The organism is Pseudomonas sp. R5-89-07 (genome assembly GCF_003851685.1).
Taxonomy (GTDB): domain Bacteria; phylum Pseudomonadota; class Gammaproteobacteria; order Pseudomonadales; family Pseudomonadaceae; genus Aquipseudomonas.
The window spans coordinates 1502218-1520092 of record NZ_CP027727.1; the positions used below are offsets into that span (position 1 = coordinate 1502218).

16 protein-coding genes are annotated in these 17875 nt (G+C 62.1%); 3 read left to right on the plus strand and 13 right to left on the minus strand.

Annotated features, from left to right (window positions below; translation table 11 throughout):
- Positions 1-35 precede the first annotated feature (35 nt).
- The 12 genes from C4J94_RS06850 to C4J94_RS06905 all read right to left on the minus strand — a co-directional run bounded on the left by C4J94_RS06850 (position 36) and on the right by C4J94_RS06905 (position 11690).
- Positions 36-800, minus strand: coding sequence for an ABC transporter ATP-binding protein (locus tag C4J94_RS06850; protein ID WP_124385471.1), 765 nt, complete (start codon positions 798-800; stop codon positions 36-38).
- Between the two features lie 13 nt (positions 801-813).
- Entirely contained in the window at positions 814-1932 is a 1119-nt protein-coding gene (locus tag C4J94_RS06855) for a succinylglutamate desuccinylase/aspartoacylase family protein (RefSeq protein ID WP_124385472.1), read from the minus strand.
- A gap of 9 nt (positions 1933-1941) precedes the next feature.
- Positions 1942-2652: an ABC transporter permease gene (locus C4J94_RS06860; RefSeq protein WP_124385473.1), complete on the minus strand. Its 711-nt coding sequence runs from the start codon at positions 2650-2652 to the stop codon at positions 1942-1944.
- The gene (locus C4J94_RS06865) at positions 2649-3377 is read right to left on the minus strand and encodes an ABC transporter permease (RefSeq protein WP_124385474.1); all 729 of its coding nucleotides are present in this window, start codon (positions 3375-3377) and stop codon (positions 2649-2651) included. The genes C4J94_RS06860 and C4J94_RS06865 overlap by 4 nt, the downstream gene beginning before the upstream one ends.
- Positions 3378-3434: 57 nt before the next feature.
- Complete coding sequence (locus tag C4J94_RS06870) at positions 3435-4214, minus strand: transporter substrate-binding domain-containing protein (RefSeq protein WP_124385475.1); 780 nt, start codon at positions 4212-4214, stop codon at positions 3435-3437.
- 310 nt (positions 4215-4524) lie between these two features.
- Positions 4525-6159, minus strand: a complete 1635-nt coding sequence (locus tag C4J94_RS06875; protein ID WP_124385476.1) for an ATP-dependent DNA ligase — start codon at positions 6157-6159, stop codon at positions 4525-4527.
- Entirely contained in the window at positions 6156-7160 is a 1005-nt protein-coding gene (locus C4J94_RS06880; protein WP_124385477.1) for a ligase-associated DNA damage response exonuclease, read from the minus strand. Before C4J94_RS06880 ends, C4J94_RS06875 begins: the two co-directional genes overlap by 4 nt.
- A 201-nt stretch (positions 7161-7361) precedes the next feature.
- A complete protein-coding gene (locus C4J94_RS06885) occupies positions 7362-9803 on the minus strand; it encodes a penicillin acylase family protein (protein ID WP_124385478.1) in 2442 nt (813 codons plus the stop codon).
- 212 nt (positions 9804-10015) lie between these two features.
- Positions 10016-10216 (minus strand): SEC-C metal-binding domain-containing protein, encoded by a 201-nt coding sequence (locus tag C4J94_RS06890; protein WP_003189235.1) that lies wholly within the window; start codon positions 10214-10216, stop codon positions 10016-10018.
- The gene (locus C4J94_RS06895; protein ID WP_124385479.1) at positions 10213-10695 is read right to left on the minus strand and encodes an LEA type 2 family protein; all 483 of its coding nucleotides are present in this window, start codon (positions 10693-10695) and stop codon (positions 10213-10215) included. The genes C4J94_RS06890 and C4J94_RS06895 overlap by 4 nt, the downstream gene beginning before the upstream one ends.
- A 22-nt stretch (positions 10696-10717) precedes the next feature.
- The gene (locus tag C4J94_RS06900) at positions 10718-11188 is read right to left on the minus strand and encodes a YchJ family protein (protein WP_124385480.1); all 471 of its coding nucleotides are present in this window, start codon (positions 11186-11188) and stop codon (positions 10718-10720) included.
- Positions 11189-11192: 4 nt separating this feature from the next.
- Positions 11193-11690 carry a DUF6231 family protein gene (locus C4J94_RS06905; protein ID WP_124385481.1) on the minus strand — a complete coding sequence of 166 codons (498 nt, stop codon included), beginning with the start codon at positions 11688-11690 and terminating at the stop codon, positions 11193-11195.
- Positions 11691-11864: 174 nt separating this feature from the next.
- Between C4J94_RS06905 and C4J94_RS06910 the strand changes: the two genes are divergently transcribed.
- Positions 11865-12623, plus strand: a complete 759-nt coding sequence (locus C4J94_RS06910) for a collagen-like protein (protein ID WP_124388931.1) — start codon at positions 11865-11867, stop codon at positions 12621-12623.
- 102 nt (positions 12624-12725) lie between these two features.
- Here C4J94_RS06910 and C4J94_RS06915 read toward each other — a convergent pair whose 3' ends face one another.
- The gene (locus C4J94_RS06915; protein ID WP_124385482.1) at positions 12726-13190 is read right to left on the minus strand and encodes a CopD family protein; all 465 of its coding nucleotides are present in this window, start codon (positions 13188-13190) and stop codon (positions 12726-12728) included.
- A gap of 99 nt (positions 13191-13289) precedes the next feature.
- Between C4J94_RS06915 and dinG the strand changes: the two genes are divergently transcribed.
- On the plus strand, positions 13290-15434 hold the full coding sequence (gene dinG, locus C4J94_RS06920; protein WP_124385483.1) for an ATP-dependent DNA helicase DinG: 2145 nt from the start codon (positions 13290-13292) through the stop codon (positions 15432-15434).
- Positions 15435-15522: 88 nt separating this feature from the next.
- The gene (locus C4J94_RS06925; RefSeq protein ID WP_124385484.1) at positions 15523-17832 is read left to right on the plus strand and encodes a beta-galactosidase; all 2310 of its coding nucleotides are present in this window, start codon (positions 15523-15525) and stop codon (positions 17830-17832) included.
- Positions 17833-17875: the final 43 nt, after the last annotated feature.

A 17875-nucleotide genomic window follows, 5' to 3' on the forward strand; every position in this document is an offset into this window, starting at 1 on the left:
CTCTATTGCACAGACACTCCAGGCGTCACAAAGGTTTACTTCAAGTTGCCGCTCAAAAACTGCTGCAGCCGCTCGCTCTTCGGATTGCCCAGCACCTCCGCCGGCGCACCTTGCTCTTCCACCAGGCCCTGGTGCAGGAACAGCACTTGGCTTGAGACCTTGCGCGCGAAGCTCATTTCGTGGGTCACCATGATCATGGTGCGACCTTCTTCGGCCAGGCCCTGAATGACTTTCAACACTTCACCCACCAGCTCCGGGTCCAATGCCGAGGTGGGTTCGTCGAACAGCATCACCTCCGGCTCCATCGCCAATGCGCGGGCAATCGCTACCCGTTGCTGCTGGCCGCCGGACAGGAACGCCGGGTATTGATCAGCCACCCGCGCGGGCAGGCCGACTTTGTCCAGGTAGCGACGGGCGCGGTCTTCAGCGTCTTTCTTGCTGCACCCCAGCACCCGGCGCGGGGCCATTGTGATGTTTTCCAGCACGCTCATGTGGCTCCACAGGTTGAAGTGCTGGAAGACCATGGCCAGCCGTGTGCGCAAGCGTTGCAGCTCGGCATCGTCGGCCACGCGCATGCCGTGGCGGTCGCTGACCATGCGGATGGTTTGACCGTCCAGGGTCATGGCGCCGTCGTTGGGCGTTTCCAGGAAGTTGATACAGCGCAGGAAGGTGCTCTTGCCCGAGCCGCTGGCGCCGATCAGGCTGATCACGTCACCGGTCCTGGCCTTGAGCGAGACACCTTTGAGCACTTCATTGTCGCCATAGCTTTTATGCAGGCCTTCAACGGTCAATTTGTACATGGAGCGTGCATCCTCAAGGCGAAAGTAAGTAGCCGCTGCGGTAGGCCTGTGCGCCTGCGACATGGCTGATGACCATCCCGGCAGTGGCCATGCGTCGCAACGAGCGGGCGTAAAGCAGGCCGGCATTGCGGCAGTGCACGGGCGTTACGCGGTCGGTAATGGGGTCGATGACTTCGGCGATCAGTTGTCCGGCTTCCAGGTATTCGCCGGGCAGGGCGCTGAACACCAGCAAGCCGCCCACCGGGGTGACCACCGGCTCCACACCGGCCAGGGGTGTGGCCGGGTAGGCCAGCGCGGGCAGTGGCGCTGCGTGGCCTTCGATCGCGCCGAAGTGGATCAGGTAATCGATGATCGCCTGGCAGTCCAGGGCCGCGAGGCCATGGTTGACGTCGCCTTGGCCACGCAGCTCGACGGTCACGGAAAAACTGCCCAGTGGGATCGGGAAGCGCTCGCCGAAGCGTTGCTGCAACTGCCACCACACCAGGGTGAAACATTCATCGAAGGACTGCCCGCCGGAGTCAGTGGCCAGCAGGTTGGCCTCAGAGCCCAGGTAACGGGCGAGCGGTTCCACCTGTGGCCAGGCCTCGGGCGTGGTGTAGAGGTGCGCCACCGCTTCGAAATCGCAATGCAGGTCCAGCACCATGTCGGCATCGCACGCCAGGCGTTGCAGCACCAGGCGTTGGGACTGCAATTGAGTCGACGCGGTTTGCGCGGCCAGAGCGTCGGATAAGGCGCTGCGGATCAACTGGGCGTTGCGCTGCGGGTCATCGCCCAGCAAGCCTTCAACCTGATCGCCAACCGTGTCGCTGAGGTCGACGAACAGGCGATTGAAATTCTGCCCGCTTTCCAGCTCGTAGCGGCCCAGGGGGATGTCCATCAGCACCTGTTCCAGCCCCACGGGGTTGGCGACCGGCACCAGAACGATCTCGCTACGCAAGCACCCTGCGGCCGCCAGCTGTGCCAGGCGCGCCTTCAAGTGCCAGGCCACCAGCATGCCCGGCAGTTCATCGGCATGCAGTGACGATTGTATATACACCTTGCTGCCGGCCTGTTCCGGGCCGAAGTGGAAACTGTGAATCTGCCGCGCCGTGCCAGGCACCGGCGCAATCAGGTCATGTTGCTGATGACGCATGAAAGCTCCTTAATGGCTCGGCCCGAGAAAGGCCAGCCAGCGGCGTTCCGCCAATCGAAACAGGCCGACCAGGGCGAAGGTCACGGCCAGGTAGATCAAGGCGGCGATGCCGAATGACTGAAAGGTCATGAAGGTCGCCGAGTTGGCGTCCCTGGCGACTTTGAGGATGTCCGGGATGGTGGCGGTGAACGCCACGGTGGTCGAGTGCAGCATCAGGATCACTTCGTTACTGTAGTAGGGCAACGAACGGCGCAGCGCCGACGGCATGATCACATAGGCATACAACTTCCAACCGCTCAGCCCGTAGGCCTTGGCCGCTTCGACTTCGCCGTGGGCCATGCTGCGGATTGCCCCGGCGAAAATTTCCGTGGTGTAGGCGCAGGTGTTGAGGGCGAAGGCCAGGATCGTGCAGTTCATCGCATCGCGAAAGAACGCATCGAGCACGGGCTGTGCGCGTACGGCGGCGATGCTGTAGATGCCGGTATAGCAAATCAGCAATTGGATATACAGCGGCGTGCCGCGAAACAGGTAGGTGTAGAACTGCACCGGCCAGCGCACCAGGCGCCTGCGCGATACGCGGGCGATAGACAGTGGAATCGATACTAGAAAACCGATGACCAGTGCGGCGCTGAGCAGCCACATGGTCATCGCCAGGCCGGTGATGTGCTGGCCGTCGCTATAAAGGAAGGGGCGCCAGTATTCCTGCAAAAGCTCGATCATCGCACTGCCTCCCGTGAGCCTGCGGCGTAGCGACGTTCAAGACGGCGCAAGACAAAGTTGGAGGCGCTGGTGATCAACAGGTAGATCAGCGCGGCGATTACCAGGAAGTAGAACAGTTGGTAGGTGCTCTTGCCGGCGTCCTGGGCCGCCTTCACCAGATCGGCCAGGCCGATGATCGACACCAGCGCGGTGGCCTTGAGCATCACCATCCAGTTATTGCCGATGCCCGGCAGGGCAAAGCGCATCATCTGCGGGAAGGTCACGTAGCGAAACCGTTGCCCGCGCTTGAGCCCATAGGCGGTGGCGGCTTCCAGCTGGCCGCGGGGCACGGCGAGAATCGCGCCCCGGAAAGTCTCGGTGAAATAAGCCCCGTAGATAAAGCCCAGGGTGATGACCCCGGCGCTGAAGGGGTCGATCTCGATGTATTCCCAGTCCATGAAGTCTGTAAGGCTGGTCAGCCAGGTTTGCAGGCTGTAGAAAATCAGCAGCATCAACACCAGGTCGGGTACGCCGCGAATCAAGGTGGTGTAGAGCTGGGCGGGGATACGCAGGAAGGGCAGGCTGGAGAGTTTCGCGCTGGCGCCGAGCAGGCCCAGCAACACGCTGACGGCCAGGGACAGCACCGACAATTTGATGGTCATCCAGGTGCCTTGCAGCAACAGCGGGCCGAAACCCTTCAAGCTGAATGCGCTCAGCCCGAGGGTTTGCAACAGATCTTCGAACATAAATCAGGACCTATGGCGATAAAAAAGCGCCCCTTCAGCAAAGGGGCGCCACGGGCATTATTTGCCGCTGTACAGGTTCAGATCGCCAAAGTGTTTCTTCTGGATGGTGGCGTAGGTGCCATCATCGTGTAACGCTTTGATACCTTTATCCAAAAGAGCCTTGAGCTCAGTGTTACCTTTTTTGATACCGATCGCGGTTTTCGACGGCAGCAACGGGTCGTCGATTGCAGCGCTGACTTCGTAGTCAGCACCGGCTGGGGACTTCAGGAAACCCAGTTCAGCCTGCAGCATGTCCTGCACGGAGGCATCGAGACGGCCGGAAGTGAGGTCTGCATACACCTGGTCCTGGTTGGCGTAGGCCTTGGTGGTCACGCCGGCCTTGTCCAGCACAGCCTTGGCATAGGCTTCCTGAATAGTGCCTTGCTCGTAGCCCACGGATTTGCCCTTGAGCGACGCAGGCGTTGAATACCCGGCGCCTTTCTTGAACACCAGAGACGTTGGACCCGAGAACAGCTCGTTGGAGAAGTCGATAGCCTTCTCGCGCACCGGGGTCACGGTCATGGACGAAATCACGCCGTCGAACTTGTTGGCTTTCAGGCCCGGAATCATGCCGTCGAAGTCGCTTTCTACCCACTTGCATTTGACCTTCAGCTCCGCGCAGATGGCATTGCCCAGGTCGATGTCGAAACCCACCAGGCTGCCGTCGGCAGCTTTGGATTCGAACGGCGCGTAGGACGGATCGACACCGAAACGCAATTCCTTGTAGTCCTTGGCGGTTGCAACACCTGCAGCCATGCACAGAGCCAGTGCAGAAAGGGTCAGCAATGCTTTTTTCATTATGTGTTCCCTGGAAACCAAGATAAGCGCTTGTGGCGCGTTTAGGACTGTTACTGAACGGTGTCAGACGGATCCCAAGTAGCAATTTCTGCACCATAGTTCCGAATGATCGTTTTAAAAGGTGGGATGAGGGATTTCTAAGCGTAGGAAATGCCCATTAGTGGGCACTGATAGAGTAGTGCACCATTTAAGATCGAACGGAAATCCAACTGTGGGACGGGGCTTGCCCCCGATAGCAGTGGATCAGGCACAAATGCTGTGACTGTCATACCGCCATCGGGGGCAAGCCAGCTCCCATAGTTGATTTGTGTCAGGCCAGTAAGTCCTGCAGCGTGGCGAGATTGTCGGCTTCCTCCACCGGCTTGTCCTGGCGCCAGCGCAACATCCGCGGAAACCGCACCGCAATCCCGCTCTTGTGCCGCTTGGACAGGGCGATGCCTTCAAAACCCAACTCGAACACCATGCTCGGCGTCACGCTGCTGACCGGGCCGAATTTTTCTACCGTGGTTTTGCGCACGATTGCGTCGACCTTGCGCATTTCTTCGTCAGTCAGTCCGGAATACGCCTTGGCGAACGGCACCAGTGTGCGCTCGCTACCCGGCGGGCCGTCCCATACCGCGAAGGTGTAATCGCTGTACAGGCTGGCGCGTCGACCATGGCCGCGCTGAGCGTAGATCAACACAGCGTCGACGCTGAACGGATCGACCTTCCACTTCCACCACAGGCCCATATCCTTGGTGCGGCCCACGCCGTAGAGGCCTTTGCGGTCCTTGAGCATCATGCCTTCCACGCCGAGGCTGCGGGAGGCTTCGCGCTGCTCGGCCAACGCTTGCCAGGTAGGCCCCTCAAGCAGCGGCGAGGGCAATAACACCGGTTGATTACACGCCGCGATCACGCGTTCCAGCTGTGTGCGGCGTTCAGCCAGTGTGTGGTTGCGCCAGTCGTCGCCCTGATATTCCAGCAGGTCGTAGGCGAGCACCGCCACCGGCGCATCCTCGAGTACTTTTTTACTCAGGGTCTTGCGGCCGATCCGCTGTTGCAGCAGGGCGAAGGGTTGCACCGCGTCCTTCCAGACCACGATTTCACCGTCGATCACCGTGCCATCCGGCAAGCCACTGACCAGGCTGTGCAGCTCCGGGAAGCGCTCGGTCACCAGTTCTTCACCACGGGACCAGACCCACAAGCGCCCTTCACGCTTGACCAGTTGCGCGCGAATGCCATCGAATTTCCACTCCACCTGCCAGTCGGCGGGGGCGCCAAGCAGGGCCTCGAACTGCTCCACCGGTTGCGCCAAGCCATGAGCAAGAAAAAACGGATACGGCTGACCGCCGCGCTGCGCATGCTCGTCGGACGATTCGGCGGCGATCAGCTTGAGGTAGCCGGCAGCGGTGGGGCGATTGGACAAATCGGTGTAGCCCACCAGCCGCTGAGCCACGCGCTTGCTGTCGAGCCCGGCCATGGCGGCAAGCGCGCGAGTGACCAGCAGTTTGGACACGCCCACGCGAAAGCTGCCGGTGATCAACTTGATGCACACCATCAGGCTTGGTTGGTCCAGCTGCGCCCACAACGCGGGCAAGCGTTCGGCCAGATCAGCGGGCGCCAAGCCACGCAGCGGTAACAGTTTTTCTTCCAGCCATACCGCCAGGCCGTCCTCAGAGGTGTAGGGCGATTCGGGCAGCAGCAGGGAAATCGTCTCTGCCAGGTCACCGACAGACTGGTAGCTTTCCTCGAACAACCACGGCTCGATGCTTGCCGCTTCGGTCGCCATATCCCTCAGCAGACGGGTCGGTACCAATTGTCGTGGCCGCCCACCGGAGAGGAAATACACCGCCCACGCCGCGTCCTCCGGTGGTGCCTGCTGAAAATAGTCCTGCAATGCCGCCAGCTTTGCGTTGCTGGAAGTGGTCGCGTCGAGGTTGGCGTACAGCTCGGCGAAGGCCTTCATGCGCTGGCCTCCTCTTCGTCATCGCCATATTCGGTGCTGAAACCTTGGGCATCCAGGCCTTTCTCGCGCAGATGGCGCACCAGTACGCCAACCGAGCCGTGGGTGACCATTACCCGCTCGGCGCCGGTCTGTTCGATGGCCCACAACAGTCCGGGCCAATCGGCATGGTCCGACAGCACAAAGCCACGGTCGACCCCGCGCCGTCGTCGGGTGCCGCGCAGGCGCATCCAGCCGCTGGCGAAGGCGTCGCTGTAATCGCCAAAGCGGCGAATCCAGGTGCTGCCACCGGTGGAGGGCGGGGCGATGATCAGTGCCTGGCGCAGCAGTGGGTCGTTTTTCTTGAAGTCGCCGGCGTACAGCGTTTCGGGGATATAGATACCGGCTTCGCGGTACACCCGGTTCAGCGGCTCGACGGCGCCGTGGCTGAGGATCGGGCCGATGCTGGCGTCGATGCCATGGAGAATGCGCTGGGCCTTGCCGAACGAATAGCAGAACAGCACGCTGGCTTTGCCGACGGCGACATTGGCCTGCCACCAGTCATTAATGCCGGCAAAAATCTGTGCCTGTGGCTGCCAGCGATAGATCGGCAGGCCGAAGGTGGATTCGGTGATGAAGGTGTGGCAGCGCACCGGCTCGAAGGGGGCGCAAGTGCCATCGGGCTCGACCTTGTAGTCGCCGGACGCAACCCAGACTTCGCCCTGGTATTCCAGGCGCACCTGGGCTGAGCCCAGCACATGCCCGGCCGGATGAAAACTGATGGTCACACCGTGATGCACCAACGGCTCGCCGTAGGCCAGGGTTTGTAGGTTGATGTCCTGGCCCAGGCGCGAACGCAGAATGCCCTCGCCGGGGGCGGCGGCCAGGTAATGTTGATTGCCGGTGCGGGCGTGATCGCCGTGGGCATGGGTGATGACGGAGCGCTCCACGGGGCGCCAGGGGTCGATGTAGAAATCACCGGCTGGACAATAGAGGCCTTCGGGTCTGGCGATGACAAGGTCCATGGGGTGACCGGGGAGGTGGGCTTATCATTTAGGAGGATATGACGGTGAGAGAAGTTCTATCTGAATGCATGGGGTCCAGATGTGGGAGGGGGCTTGCTCCCGATAGCGGTGTGACAGTCAACACATTCATTGACTGAACTACTGCTATCGGGAGCAAGCCCCCTCCCACATTTGGATTCGGTTTCTTCTGAGAAAACCGGGTTACTTGGCGGGTGTCAGGGTCAGCCGGTTTTTTCCGTACACCTTGTCGAAGTTCTGCGGCTGCATCGGGAAGCTCAGGTATTGCGCCTTGAGCGACGGGTCGATGCCGTTGGCATAGTTCGGGCTGGCCGGGTTGCCGGACTGGCCGATGCCACCCTGGCCCATCATCGGTTCCGGCTGGCCGAAGTCGACGATCATGCGCAACGCCGACGCCTGGCTCACGTTGAAATCCTCCCCCCAGGTGTACGGCGCCGAATTCAGGGTGTTGTGGTCGCCACCGCTGGCCAACGGGCCACGGATGACCTGGCCGCTGGTGTTCTTCCAGGTGATGGTGTGCAGCTTGCCCCACTGCCAGCTCTTGTGATCGGCACCCAACAAACTCTCGCCGCTGCTGATCGCAGCGGCCAGCGTGCGTGCCAGGATCGCCGGCTTGTCTTCCTTGAGCGGCGTGCGTGTGTCATCCCAGAGCGGACTGTCTTCGCGCCCCAGCAAGTGGTCGGCGATGGCTGCGTAGGAGACGTTGGCGTTGCTGACAAAGGCGTTCCAGCTGGCGCTGTGTTCGGGGCCGAGTTTGTCGAGGAAAATCTGCCTGGCACTTTCCTGCAGGAACAGCTCGTACACCGCCGCGTCGGCGGACGTTGGCGCAAGGCGCCCATCGAAAGCCATCAGCCGGCCGAGTGCTTCGCGTGCCTTGGCCTGCTCGGCGGCGGGCAGCGCATCGATGGCCTGTTTCAGCGGCTGGGCCATGCCTGGCGCCTGGAACATGCCCTTGAGTTTCGCGGCGAAGGTGGTGGTCTGGTCATATTGCATGGCGATCAGGCTGCGGCTGTCGTGCTTGCCGGCGTTGGCCAATTGCGCCAGGCGCTCGCTGCGCTCCGGTGCAGCCCAGGAGTTGGACAGCTGCATGCCATAGCCGCGCGGTGCGGTACGCTGGTTGGCGGTGCCGATCCAGCCTTGAGCCGGGTCCTGGTCATAGGGGTGCAGCATCGCGTCGGCGTAACCGTCCCAGTCAAAGCGCGTGTCCCAGCCCGGCGAGGGCAGCAGGCCTTCGCCTTCGCGGCGGTTGGGGAAGCGGCCGGTGACCTGCCAGCCGATGTTGCTGGCGTCGGCGAAAATCATGTTCAACGCAATCGCGCGAATTTCGCGGGTGGCGTCCGAGGCCTTGCCGGCGTTTTGCGCGCGGGACAGGTCGAAGAACGCATCCAGGCTCTTGTCCTCCTTTAAGTCGGCGGTTTGCAGGGCCAGGCCAAAACCGTTGGTGAGGGCCTGGCTGCTGTTGAGCAAGGCGCCGTGGCGGGTTTCATACACCACTTCGCGAATCGAGCGCTGGCCTTTGATGAAGAAGGTCTCGTTACGCACGCCGGCCGGTAGCCATTTGCCGTTGTTCTCGTAGTACAACGCGCTGCCCTGGCGCTTGACCTTCTCCAGGAACAAGTCCTGGGTGTCGCCCTTGACCGCGCTCATGCTCCACGCCACCTTGCCGTTGAAGCCCGACAGCAGGGTGGGCAGACCGGCGATCGATGCGCCCACCGCCTGATATTTCGGCGCGCGGATCTGCACATAGCTCCAGGGTGACGGCGCTTGTGGCTGGGCGGCGATGTCGTTGGCCAGCAGGCTTTTGCCACTGCGGCTGCGTTGCGGCCCGATGGCCCAATTGCTGGAGGTGGTAACGCCCAACGCGTTGAGGCTGTTGAGTTGCTGGCTGACCGTGTCCAAGCCGGCGAGGCCCGTGATCTGGCTCAGGTTCACACCCTTGAGCTTGTCGGCTTCGGCCAGCGGGATTGCTTCGTCCGGCGCGCTGGGGATAAGCCAGGCGAGCTTGTCCACACCGAATTTTTGCGCCAGCACCAGCGATGAAATTTCCTGCTGCAGGTTGCTCGACTCGCTGAAGTTCAGCAGGCAGAACAGCAGCGCCGAATCTTCCGGCTTCCAGTACTCGGGCTTGTAGCCGGTCTGGGCCAGGTCGGTCGGCAGCTTGTCGCGGTAGCGGAACAGGTAGGCGTTGACGCCCCGTGCGTAGACTTCAAAGAAGCGCTTGAGCCGTGGCGATGAGGCGTTGTACAGCTCGCCGGCGCTCTTTTTGAGGTTGACCGCGCGCATGAAGCGGTCGACATCGAGCACCTCGGGGCCGGACATTTCCGCCAGGCGGCCCTGGGCCAGCAGGCGCAAGGTGACCATCTGGGTGATCCGGTCGGTGGCGTGCACATAGCCGAGGCTGAACAGCGCGTCGTGGAAGGTGTTGCTCTCGATCAGCGGCATGCCCTGGGCATTGCGGCGTATGGACACGTTTTGCGCGAGGCCCTTGATCGGCTGTACGCCGGCAACGGGGGGCAGGGTGTCCTGGGTGTTCTGGAGCTGGCAACCAGCCAGGCTCAATGCACTGGCCACTGCCGCGGCAACGCCGAACCGGGGAATAAAATGTGTAAGGGCTGGCGAGGCCATGGCAAAGCTCCTGCGGGGGGGTAGCGTCATTAAAGGCGCTACGTTAGTGAGCGCGGTGAAACGACGCAAGCGGGAGTTTTGTAATTGCGTATGCGCACACCAATGTGGGAGGGGGCTTGCCCCCGATAGCGGTGCATCAGTCTATATAGGCATTGACTGATTGACCGCTGTCGGGAGCAAGCCCCCTCCCACAGTTTAAATTTTCAAGTGGCTTAAGCGCCGTGGCACTTTTTGAACTTCTTCTCGCTGCCGCAGGGGCAAGGGTCGTTGCGGCCCACGTCTTTCAACGCGTTGCGCACGGGCTCCTGATGAGCGTGGCCGCAGTTCGGGCCGTGGACATGGCCGTGGTCGTGATCATGGTGATCGTGATCGTGGTTGCAGTCAGGACCATGGACATGGGGTTGCTGAGTCATCGATGTCGCTCCGGAATAAAATCGCCGGGGATTATCTCGCCATTGTGGGCCACCTGCACGTCATTACCGATGAATAATCCGGTTTTCAGCTCGCCTTCCAGGCGATAGGGCACGGGGCGCTCGGGATTTTTCAGCATCTGCACTACATCGCGTATGCGTGGCCACAGGTTGGTGCGTACCGAGACCCTGAAGAATTTATGGCTGCGCGGCGGTACGGTCAGCCATTCGTTGGACTCACCTTCGGTCAGCACCAGATCGCCGAGGGTGACCTTGTAGATCAGGCCGCGCACGGTCAGGTCGGCATCGTCGCGGTTGTCCACGCGAAAGTAGAGTTTGAACTTCTGCTCCAGCAGCTTGGCCCGCACCACTTCGACGTTGACCAGTGAAACGTGGGGCGGCGGCGCATCGTCTTCGAACCACGAGGCGCAGCCGGTCAGGCCCAGGGTTAACGCCAGCATCAAGCCGAAGGTGCGAAGCATTGGCGTTATCCCTGTCAGGTTGCTAAAAGTAGCTGGAACAGCACTTCTTGAATTTCTGCCCGCTGCCACACAAACATACATCATTACGCCCGGCCTTCACCTCCACCGTCGGATCGATGAAGTACCAGCGCCCCTCGTTCTGTACGAAAGAAGAGCGTTCGCGGTGGCTATGCTCGCCAGCGCTGTCATGCCAGCGTGCGGTGAAGGTCACGAAGGCGTGTTCCGGTTGGCCGCCGAATACCTCCGAGCTTTCCACTTCAAGGCCGAGCCAGGTGCTTTGGGCGCTCCAGGCGGCAATGGCGTCGCGGTCCAGGCCAGCCTGCTGTGCGGGCAGGGTGGTGCTCACCAGATAGTTCACCAGGCCCAGCACGTAGGCGCTGTAACGCGAACGCATCAGCGCCGCGGCACACGGCGCGGGGTGGCCGGCGTGGTAATGGCCGCAGCAGGCATCCAGCAGGTTGCCACTGCCGCAGGGGCAAATGGATGTACTCATCGTGTTACCACCAATACTTTCCAAAATTTTCCGGGTTGGCCCAGAAGCGTGCGTTGAGCCAGTCCGGTACTTGTTTATAGTCAAGCAGATCGTAGGTAAACAGCGTCAGCACCTGTTCATCGCGCTGGAATCGCTCACCGGCCTGCAGGGCCAGGGAGAAAAAATCGGTGTCCTTCCAGTCGCAGGCGCCCAGGTCCACCAGCACCGCGATGCGGCTGGCATTGAGGTTGCGGATGCCACCCAGTAATGTCAGACCCTGGGGTTTGGGCAGGTGTTCAAGGCAATCGACCACCAGCGCCAGGTCAAAACGCTGCGCCGCCAGTTCGGCCGGCAGCGGGCCAGGCGGGGCCACGCTGACCAGCACCTCGGGGTGCGCCGCTTTAAACGCATCCAGCGCGGGAAACTGGCTGGCGCCCAACAGCAACAGGCGTTTGGGGGCGTGCAGGTCCAGCAGCGCAGCCAGCGCTTGCTGGGGCGTACGGGAAGAAATACCAGCGGTCATCGCAGATCCTCACATCAGGACCGTAGAGACTAGCGCGGCTGGGCGTGCGGGCCTAGGGCATTCCAGTCAATACTGCGGGTGGCTGAAGTTTTTTGATCCTTCACTGGCAAATCGCCCGTAGAAGTCGTTACTGTGCGTCCAAAGAAAAATTTGAAAACACTCGGGAGCCCCATGATGCGTAAGGTTTTTCTGCTGGCCCTGTTGGTCAGCCCCGTTGCCCTGGCCCAGAGTGTCAGTGTCGAGACCAATTCGTTGATGCGCCTGCCCAGCAGCACCAGCGTGTTGCAGCTCGAGCGCCTGGACGTGGCGGACTACGGCACCCTGCTGATTCCGGCCACCATCGGCCAGATCTCGGTGGAGCAACTGCATCTGGGGCGTGACGCACGTATCGCCATTGTCCCTGGCAATACCGCGCTGCAGCTACAGGTGCGCCAGGCTCAATTGGAGCACGGCAGCCAGATCACTTCCCGCGGCGCGCCTGGCACCCATGAAAAACCAGCCAAGGCCGGACGTGACTTGACCTTGCGCATTGATTCGCTGACAGCCGAAGAACTCTCGGTGGATGCCCGTGGTGGCGCTGGCGCCCAAGGGTATGCGGGCCTGGACGGTGCCAACGGCGAAGACCCAGGGTGTACGTGGGGTTCGGCGGGGCGCGGGTTCAACGGTGACAACGGCGGCAATGGCCTGCCGGGGGCGGCGGGCGCAGCGGTGCGTGTCGAGCTGCCTCAGGACTTTCCTGGCGACCGGATCAAGGTCTGGGTGGATGGCGGCGCAGGTGGTTTGGCCGGCGTAGCAGGCAAGCCTGGCAAGGGCGGGCAGTCCAAGGGCTGCCTGGTGTACCGCGCCGACGGCGGCGAAAAAGGCCGGCCGGGCTTGGAAGGGCAGCCGGGGCCGGTGGGGCCGGCGGGGTCTGTGACCATTCAAAGGCTTTGAGTCGTCTGGTAGTCCGCCATCGGGGGCAAGCCCCCTCCCACCTTGGGAGCGCATTCCAAATGTGGGAGGGGGCTTGCCCCCGATAGCGGTCTACAGATTCGCTTAAAACATCGGCCGAGCCGAAGCAATCGCCACCACCACCAGTCCCACGATCAGATTGATCCCCACCAACTTGCGGATCTGCCCCAGTGCCGCCGCGCCCGCCGGCCAATCCTCGGCCGCCACCGCCGCCTTCAGCGCCGGAAACTTCAACGCCTGGATGCGGATAAACAGCGCCGTCATCACCAGGTACAAGCCCATCATCACCTGCACATAGCGCGGCGCAGTCTCAAAGCCATTGAAACGCAAGTGCAGCAGGCCGACGCCGCTGATCGGCAAAATCAGCACCGCCACCCACACCCAGACAAAAAAACGTTGAAACACATTTGCCCACAGCTTGAGTCGGGCAGGGCCCTCAAGCGCCGTCATGGCGGCGGGGCGCAGGATCATCCAGGCGAAAAACATACCGCCGACCCAGATCAAGGCGGCCAATACATGCAGGGTGTAAGCGAGGCTAAACGCGGTCATTGTGGTACTCCGTTCTGCGCGGGATTAATTAGCGGGGTATGATAGCGGCCGATCCGAACCACTGAAAATTTATCCAGCGTTTTTTGCGCCCGACTATCCATGATCAGCACTGAACTCAAAACCACGATCCAGGGCGCCTATTCGCGTTTTCTCGAAGCCAAGAGCTTGAAACCGCGCTACGGCCAACGCCTGATGATCGCCGAAGTGGCGAAAGTCCTCGGGGATATCGACACGGACGACGAGGGTCGCCGCGCGGGCGAACCGGCGGTCGTGGCCGTCGAGGCCGGCACCGGCACCGGCAAGACCGTGGCCTACAGCCTGGCTGCGATCCCCACCGCCAAGGCCGCGGGCAAGCGCCTGGTGATCGCTACGGCGACCGTCGCACTGCAGGAGCAGATTGTCTACAAGGACCTGCCCGACCTGATGCGCAATAGCGGCCTGAGCTTTACCTTCGCCCTGGCCAAGGGGCGTGGCCGCTACATGTGCCTGTCCAAGCTCGACGTGTTGCTGCAGGAAGGCCACGCGCAAACCGCCACGGCCTCGCTGTTCGAAGAAGAAGGCTTCAAGATCGAGGTCGACGAGGCCAGTCAGAAGTTGTTTACCAGCATGATCGAGAAGCTCGCCGGCAATAAGTGGGACGGCGACCGCGACAGCTGGCCCACCGCCCTGGAAGACGCCGACTGGGCGCGCCTGACCACCGACCATAGCCAGTGCACCAACCGCCATTGCCCCAACTTCGGTCAGTGCGCCTTCTACAAGGCCCGCGAAGGCATGGGCAAGGTCGACGTGATCGTCACCAACCACGACATGGTGCTGGCCGACCTGGCCCTGGGCGGCGGCGCCGTGCTGCCAGACCCGCGCGACACCCTGTACGTGTTCGACGAAGGCCACCATCTGCCGGACAAGGCCATCGGCCACTTTGCCCATTACACGCGGCTGCGCTCTACCGCCGACTGGCTGGAAACCACCGCCAAGAACCTCACCAAGCTGCTGGCCCAGCATCCGCTGCCGGGCGACCTGGGCAAGTTGATCGAACAGGTGCCGGAGCTGGCGCGGGAGATCAAGACCCAGCAGCAGTTCATGTTCAGCGCCTGCGAGCAGGTGGCCGACTTCAAGCCCGGCGAAGACGTGGAAGGCCGTGAGCGGCCGCGTCACCGGTTTGTGGGCGGGATGATTCCCGAGCATATGCGCGAAATGGGTATCGAACTGAAGAAGGGCTTTTCACGCCTGACCGACCTGTTTACCCGTCTCACGGACTTGCTCAAGGAAGGCATGGATGGCGAGGTCAACATCGGCATCGCCAGTAACCAGGCCGAAGAATGGTACCCGCTGTTTGGCAGCCTGCTGTCTCGCTCCCAGGGCAACTGGGAGTTGTGGACGGCGTTCACCGTCGAAGACCCGGAAGACAACCCGCCCATGGCGCGCTGGCTGACCTTGTCGGAAAGCGGTGCGCTGTTCGATATCGAGGTCAACGCCAGCCCGATCCTTGCTGCCGAAATGTTGCGCCGCAACCTGTGGAACGTGGCCTACGGCTGCCTGGTGACCTCGGCTACGCTGACCGCCCTGGGTACTTTCGACCGCTTCCGCATGCGCGCCGGCCTGCCGAAAAAGGCCGTCACGGCGGTGGTGCCGAGCCCATTCCACCATGCTGACGCTGGCGTACTGCGGGTACCCGACCTCAAGGCCGACCCACGGGACGCGGCGGCGCACACGGCGGCGATCATCCGCGACCTGCCCGAGCTGGTCGAAGGTTCGCGGGGCACCCTGGTGCTGTTTTCGTCGCGCAAACAGATGCAGGACGTATTCGACGGCCTTGACCGAGACTGGCGTAAACAAGTGTTTATCCAGGGCAACCTGTCCAAGCAGGAAACCTTGAACAAGCACAAGGCGCGCGTCGATGGCGGTGATTCCAGCGTGCTGTTCGGCCTGGCGAGCTTTGCCGAGGGCGTGGACTTGCCTGGCGCCTACTGCGAACACGTGGTCATCGCCAAGATTCCGTTTTCGGTACCCGATGACCCGGTCGAGGCCGCGCTGGCCGAATGGATCGAAGCTCGAGGCGGCAACCCATTCATGGAAATCTCGGTGCCCGATGCTTCCCTGAAGCTGGTGCAGGCCTGCGGGCGCTTGCTGCGCACCGAGCAGGACCGCGGCACCATCACCTTGCTCGATCGCCGCCTGGTCACCCAGCGCTATGGCAAGGCGATCCTGAATGCCTTGCCGCCGTTCAGGCGCGAAATTTCTTAAGCCACCGTGGGCGAATTCGCCCACTTCGTGGTCTATCTCATGTATGTCATCAGGCCAGTCATCGGCCGTTTGGGAGAACCTTGTTCGTATGATTCGCACGCTGCCCGCTCTTTTTGCCCTACTGTTCGCTGCGCCGTTGATGGCCGCGCCTGCCGGGCAACAAACCCTGTTCAACTTCGTCCGGCCCGCCGATGTGGTCAAGGTGGCGACCCAGGACGCCAGCCTGCCGCAATACAACGCCGAACAAACCCCCGAAGGCGAGGTGCTGCGCCGCATCACGTTCAACCCGGCGGCCGAGCCCAGCCTGGTACTCAGCCCGCAAACGGGCGTGTGGGACTGGTCGCAATCGGGCGCCATGAGCCTGCGTATCCAGAGCGCCATGAATTGGGCGTTGACCCTCTACGTAAAGGTACAAAGTTCCGACGGCAAGACCCTGGTCAGCCGCATCGACCTGCCGGCCGGCCCGGCCCAGACCTTGCTCGTGCCACTGCAAGCCACCTCGCCGCTGAGCCAGGGCATGAAGGCCGGCCCGCCGATGCCGATGACCGTGGACGGCCAGCGTGTCTTGTTGGCCGCCAGCGCCGGGGAAATCGACCGCAGCCAGGTGGTGTCGGTGACGCTGTCGATGATTAACCCGAATGCTGCCCAAAGCATCCTGCTGGAGCGCTTTGGCGTGCAAGACAGTGAGCCGGTGATCAAGACGGCCTACAGCGAACTGGTGGACGCTTACGGCCAGTCCACCCGCGCGCGCTGGCCGGAAAAGGTCAGCAGCGACGAGCAGCTCAAGGTCGCGGCGGCCAAGGAGCAACAACAGCTGAAAGTGTGGCTTGCCGAGCGTGACAAGTCCTCGCTGGACCAGTACGGCGGCTGGAACAAAGGCCCGGCGTTCGATGCCAGTGGCTTCTTCCGCACTGAAAAGCGCGACGGTCGCTGGTATCTGGTCACGCCCGAAGGCCATCCGTTCTATTCGCTGGGTGTCAACACCGTGGCCCCGGACAACAGCCAGACCTACGTGGCCGGGCGTGAGTGGATGTTTGCGGCGCTGCCCAAGGCCGGCGAACCCTTCGACAAGTATTACGGCAGCGGGGATAACCGTACCGGCAACGGTGCGGGCGAGGGGCGCGGTTATGGCGCGGGGCGTTGGTATGATTTCTATGGCGCCAACCTGCAACGCACCTATGGCACTGAAACCGGCTCCGACGGTTTCGACCAGAAGCGCTGGGTGACCCACACCCTCGATCGCTTGCAAGCCTGGGGCTTCAACACCGTCGGTAACTGGAGTGACCCGGACCTGGCCACGGCCGACCGCGTGCCCTACACCTTGCCGCTGTCGATTGTGGGTGACTACGCCAGCATCAGCACCGGCACCGACTGGTGGGGCGGCATGCCCGACCCGTTCGACCCACGTTTTGCCATGGCCACTGAACGCGCCGTGGCCATTGCCGCTCGCGATCATCGCGACGACCCGTGGCTGATCGGTTTCTTTGCCGACAACGAACTGGCCTGGGCCGGCCCCGGCGGTGATGCCAAATCCCGTTACGCGCTGGCCTACGGCACCCTGCGCATGACCACCGACGTGCCGGCCAAGCGAGCCTTCCTCAAGCAATTGCGCGACAAGTACCGCAATGAAGAAGGGCTGTCGAAAGCCTGGGGCATCCAACTGGCCGGCTGGGAGCTGATGGAAGATCCTGGCTTCGAGCCGCCGATGCCGAATCCTGAGCACCCTGAGATTGAGGCCGACTTCAAATATTTCCAGAAGACCTTCGCCGACGCCTACTTCAAGACCCTCTCCGACTCGCTGAAATGGCATGCGCCCAACCAGTTGCTGCTCGGTGGGCGTTATGCGGTGAGCACTCCCGAAGCCGTGGCAGCCTGTGCACAGTATTGCGATGTGCTGAGCTTCAACATGTATACCCTCAAGCCCCAGGACGGTTATGACTTCGCCGCCCTGCGTGCGCTCGACAAGCCGGTGCTGATCACCGAATTCAATTTCGGCTCGACCGACCGTGGCCCGTTCTGGGGCGGGGTGACCCAGTTGGCCGCAGAAGAAGAGCGTGGGGCGGCCTACGCAGCGTTCCTCAAGCAAGCCATGGCAGAGCCGTCGATTGTCGGCGTGCACTGGTTCCAGTACCTGGACCAGCCGGTGACCGGCCGCTTGCTGGACGGTGAAAACGGCCACTTCGGCCTCGTTGGCATCACTGATGTGCCCTTTCAGGGCTTCGTCGACAGCGTGCGTAAAAGCAATCTCGCGACGATCGACCAACTGGGTAAGGCAGCCGAAAAGGCCAAGGCGGCCGGTGCGGCACGTGAAAGCGAGGGCGGCCGAGCAGGCCAGGCAGGCAAAGGCGCGGGCCAAGGCGCCGGGCACGCGGGTGGGCACTCTGGAAATGGTCATTGAATCGTCGTTGACGGGTTCACAAATCCCATAATGACTGGAACAA

What these genes read in the sequence shown, in the direction of transcription:
- C4J94_RS06850 (WP_124385471.1), bottom strand. Translation starts at nt 800, where the DNA reads ATGTACAAATTGACCGTTGAAGGCCTGCATAAAAGCTATGGCGACAAT.
- C4J94_RS06855 (WP_124385472.1), bottom strand. Translation starts at nt 1,932, where the DNA reads ATGCGTCATCAGCAACATGACCTGATTGCGCCGGTGCCTGGCACGGCG.
- C4J94_RS06860 (WP_124385473.1), bottom strand. Translation starts at nt 2,652, where the DNA reads ATGATCGAGCTTTTGCAGGAATACTGGCGCCCCTTCCTTTATAGCGAC.
- C4J94_RS06865 (WP_124385474.1), bottom strand. Translation starts at nt 3,377, where the DNA reads ATGTTCGAAGATCTGTTGCAAACCCTCGGGCTGAGCGCATTCAGCTTG.
- C4J94_RS06870 (WP_124385475.1), bottom strand. Translation starts at nt 4,214, where the DNA reads ATGAAAAAAGCATTGCTGACCCTTTCTGCACTGGCTCTGTGCATGGCT.
- C4J94_RS06875 (WP_124385476.1), bottom strand. Translation starts at nt 6,159, where the DNA reads ATGAAGGCCTTCGCCGAGCTGTACGCCAACCTCGACGCGACCACTTCC.
- C4J94_RS06880 (WP_124385477.1), bottom strand. Translation starts at nt 7,160, where the DNA reads ATGGACCTTGTCATCGCCAGACCCGAAGGCCTCTATTGTCCAGCCGGT.
- C4J94_RS06885 (WP_124385478.1), bottom strand. Translation starts at nt 9,803, where the DNA reads ATGGCCTCGCCAGCCCTTACACATTTTATTCCCCGGTTCGGCGTTGCC.
- C4J94_RS06890 (WP_003189235.1), bottom strand. Translation starts at nt 10,216, where the DNA reads ATGACTCAGCAACCCCATGTCCATGGTCCTGACTGCAACCACGATCAC.
- C4J94_RS06895 (WP_124385479.1), bottom strand. Translation starts at nt 10,695, where the DNA reads ATGCTTCGCACCTTCGGCTTGATGCTGGCGTTAACCCTGGGCCTGACC.
- C4J94_RS06900 (WP_124385480.1), bottom strand. Translation starts at nt 11,188, where the DNA reads ATGAGTACATCCATTTGCCCCTGCGGCAGTGGCAACCTGCTGGATGCC.
- C4J94_RS06905 (WP_124385481.1), bottom strand. Translation starts at nt 11,690, where the DNA reads ATGACCGCTGGTATTTCTTCCCGTACGCCCCAGCAAGCGCTGGCTGCG.
- C4J94_RS06910 (WP_124388931.1), top strand. Translation starts at nt 11,865, where the DNA reads ATGCGTAAGGTTTTTCTGCTGGCCCTGTTGGTCAGCCCCGTTGCCCTG.
- C4J94_RS06915 (WP_124385482.1), bottom strand. Translation starts at nt 13,190, where the DNA reads ATGACCGCGTTTAGCCTCGCTTACACCCTGCATGTATTGGCCGCCTTG.
- dinG (WP_124385483.1), top strand. Translation starts at nt 13,290, where the DNA reads ATGATCAGCACTGAACTCAAAACCACGATCCAGGGCGCCTATTCGCGT.
- C4J94_RS06925 (WP_124385484.1), top strand. Translation starts at nt 15,523, where the DNA reads ATGATTCGCACGCTGCCCGCTCTTTTTGCCCTACTGTTCGCTGCGCCG.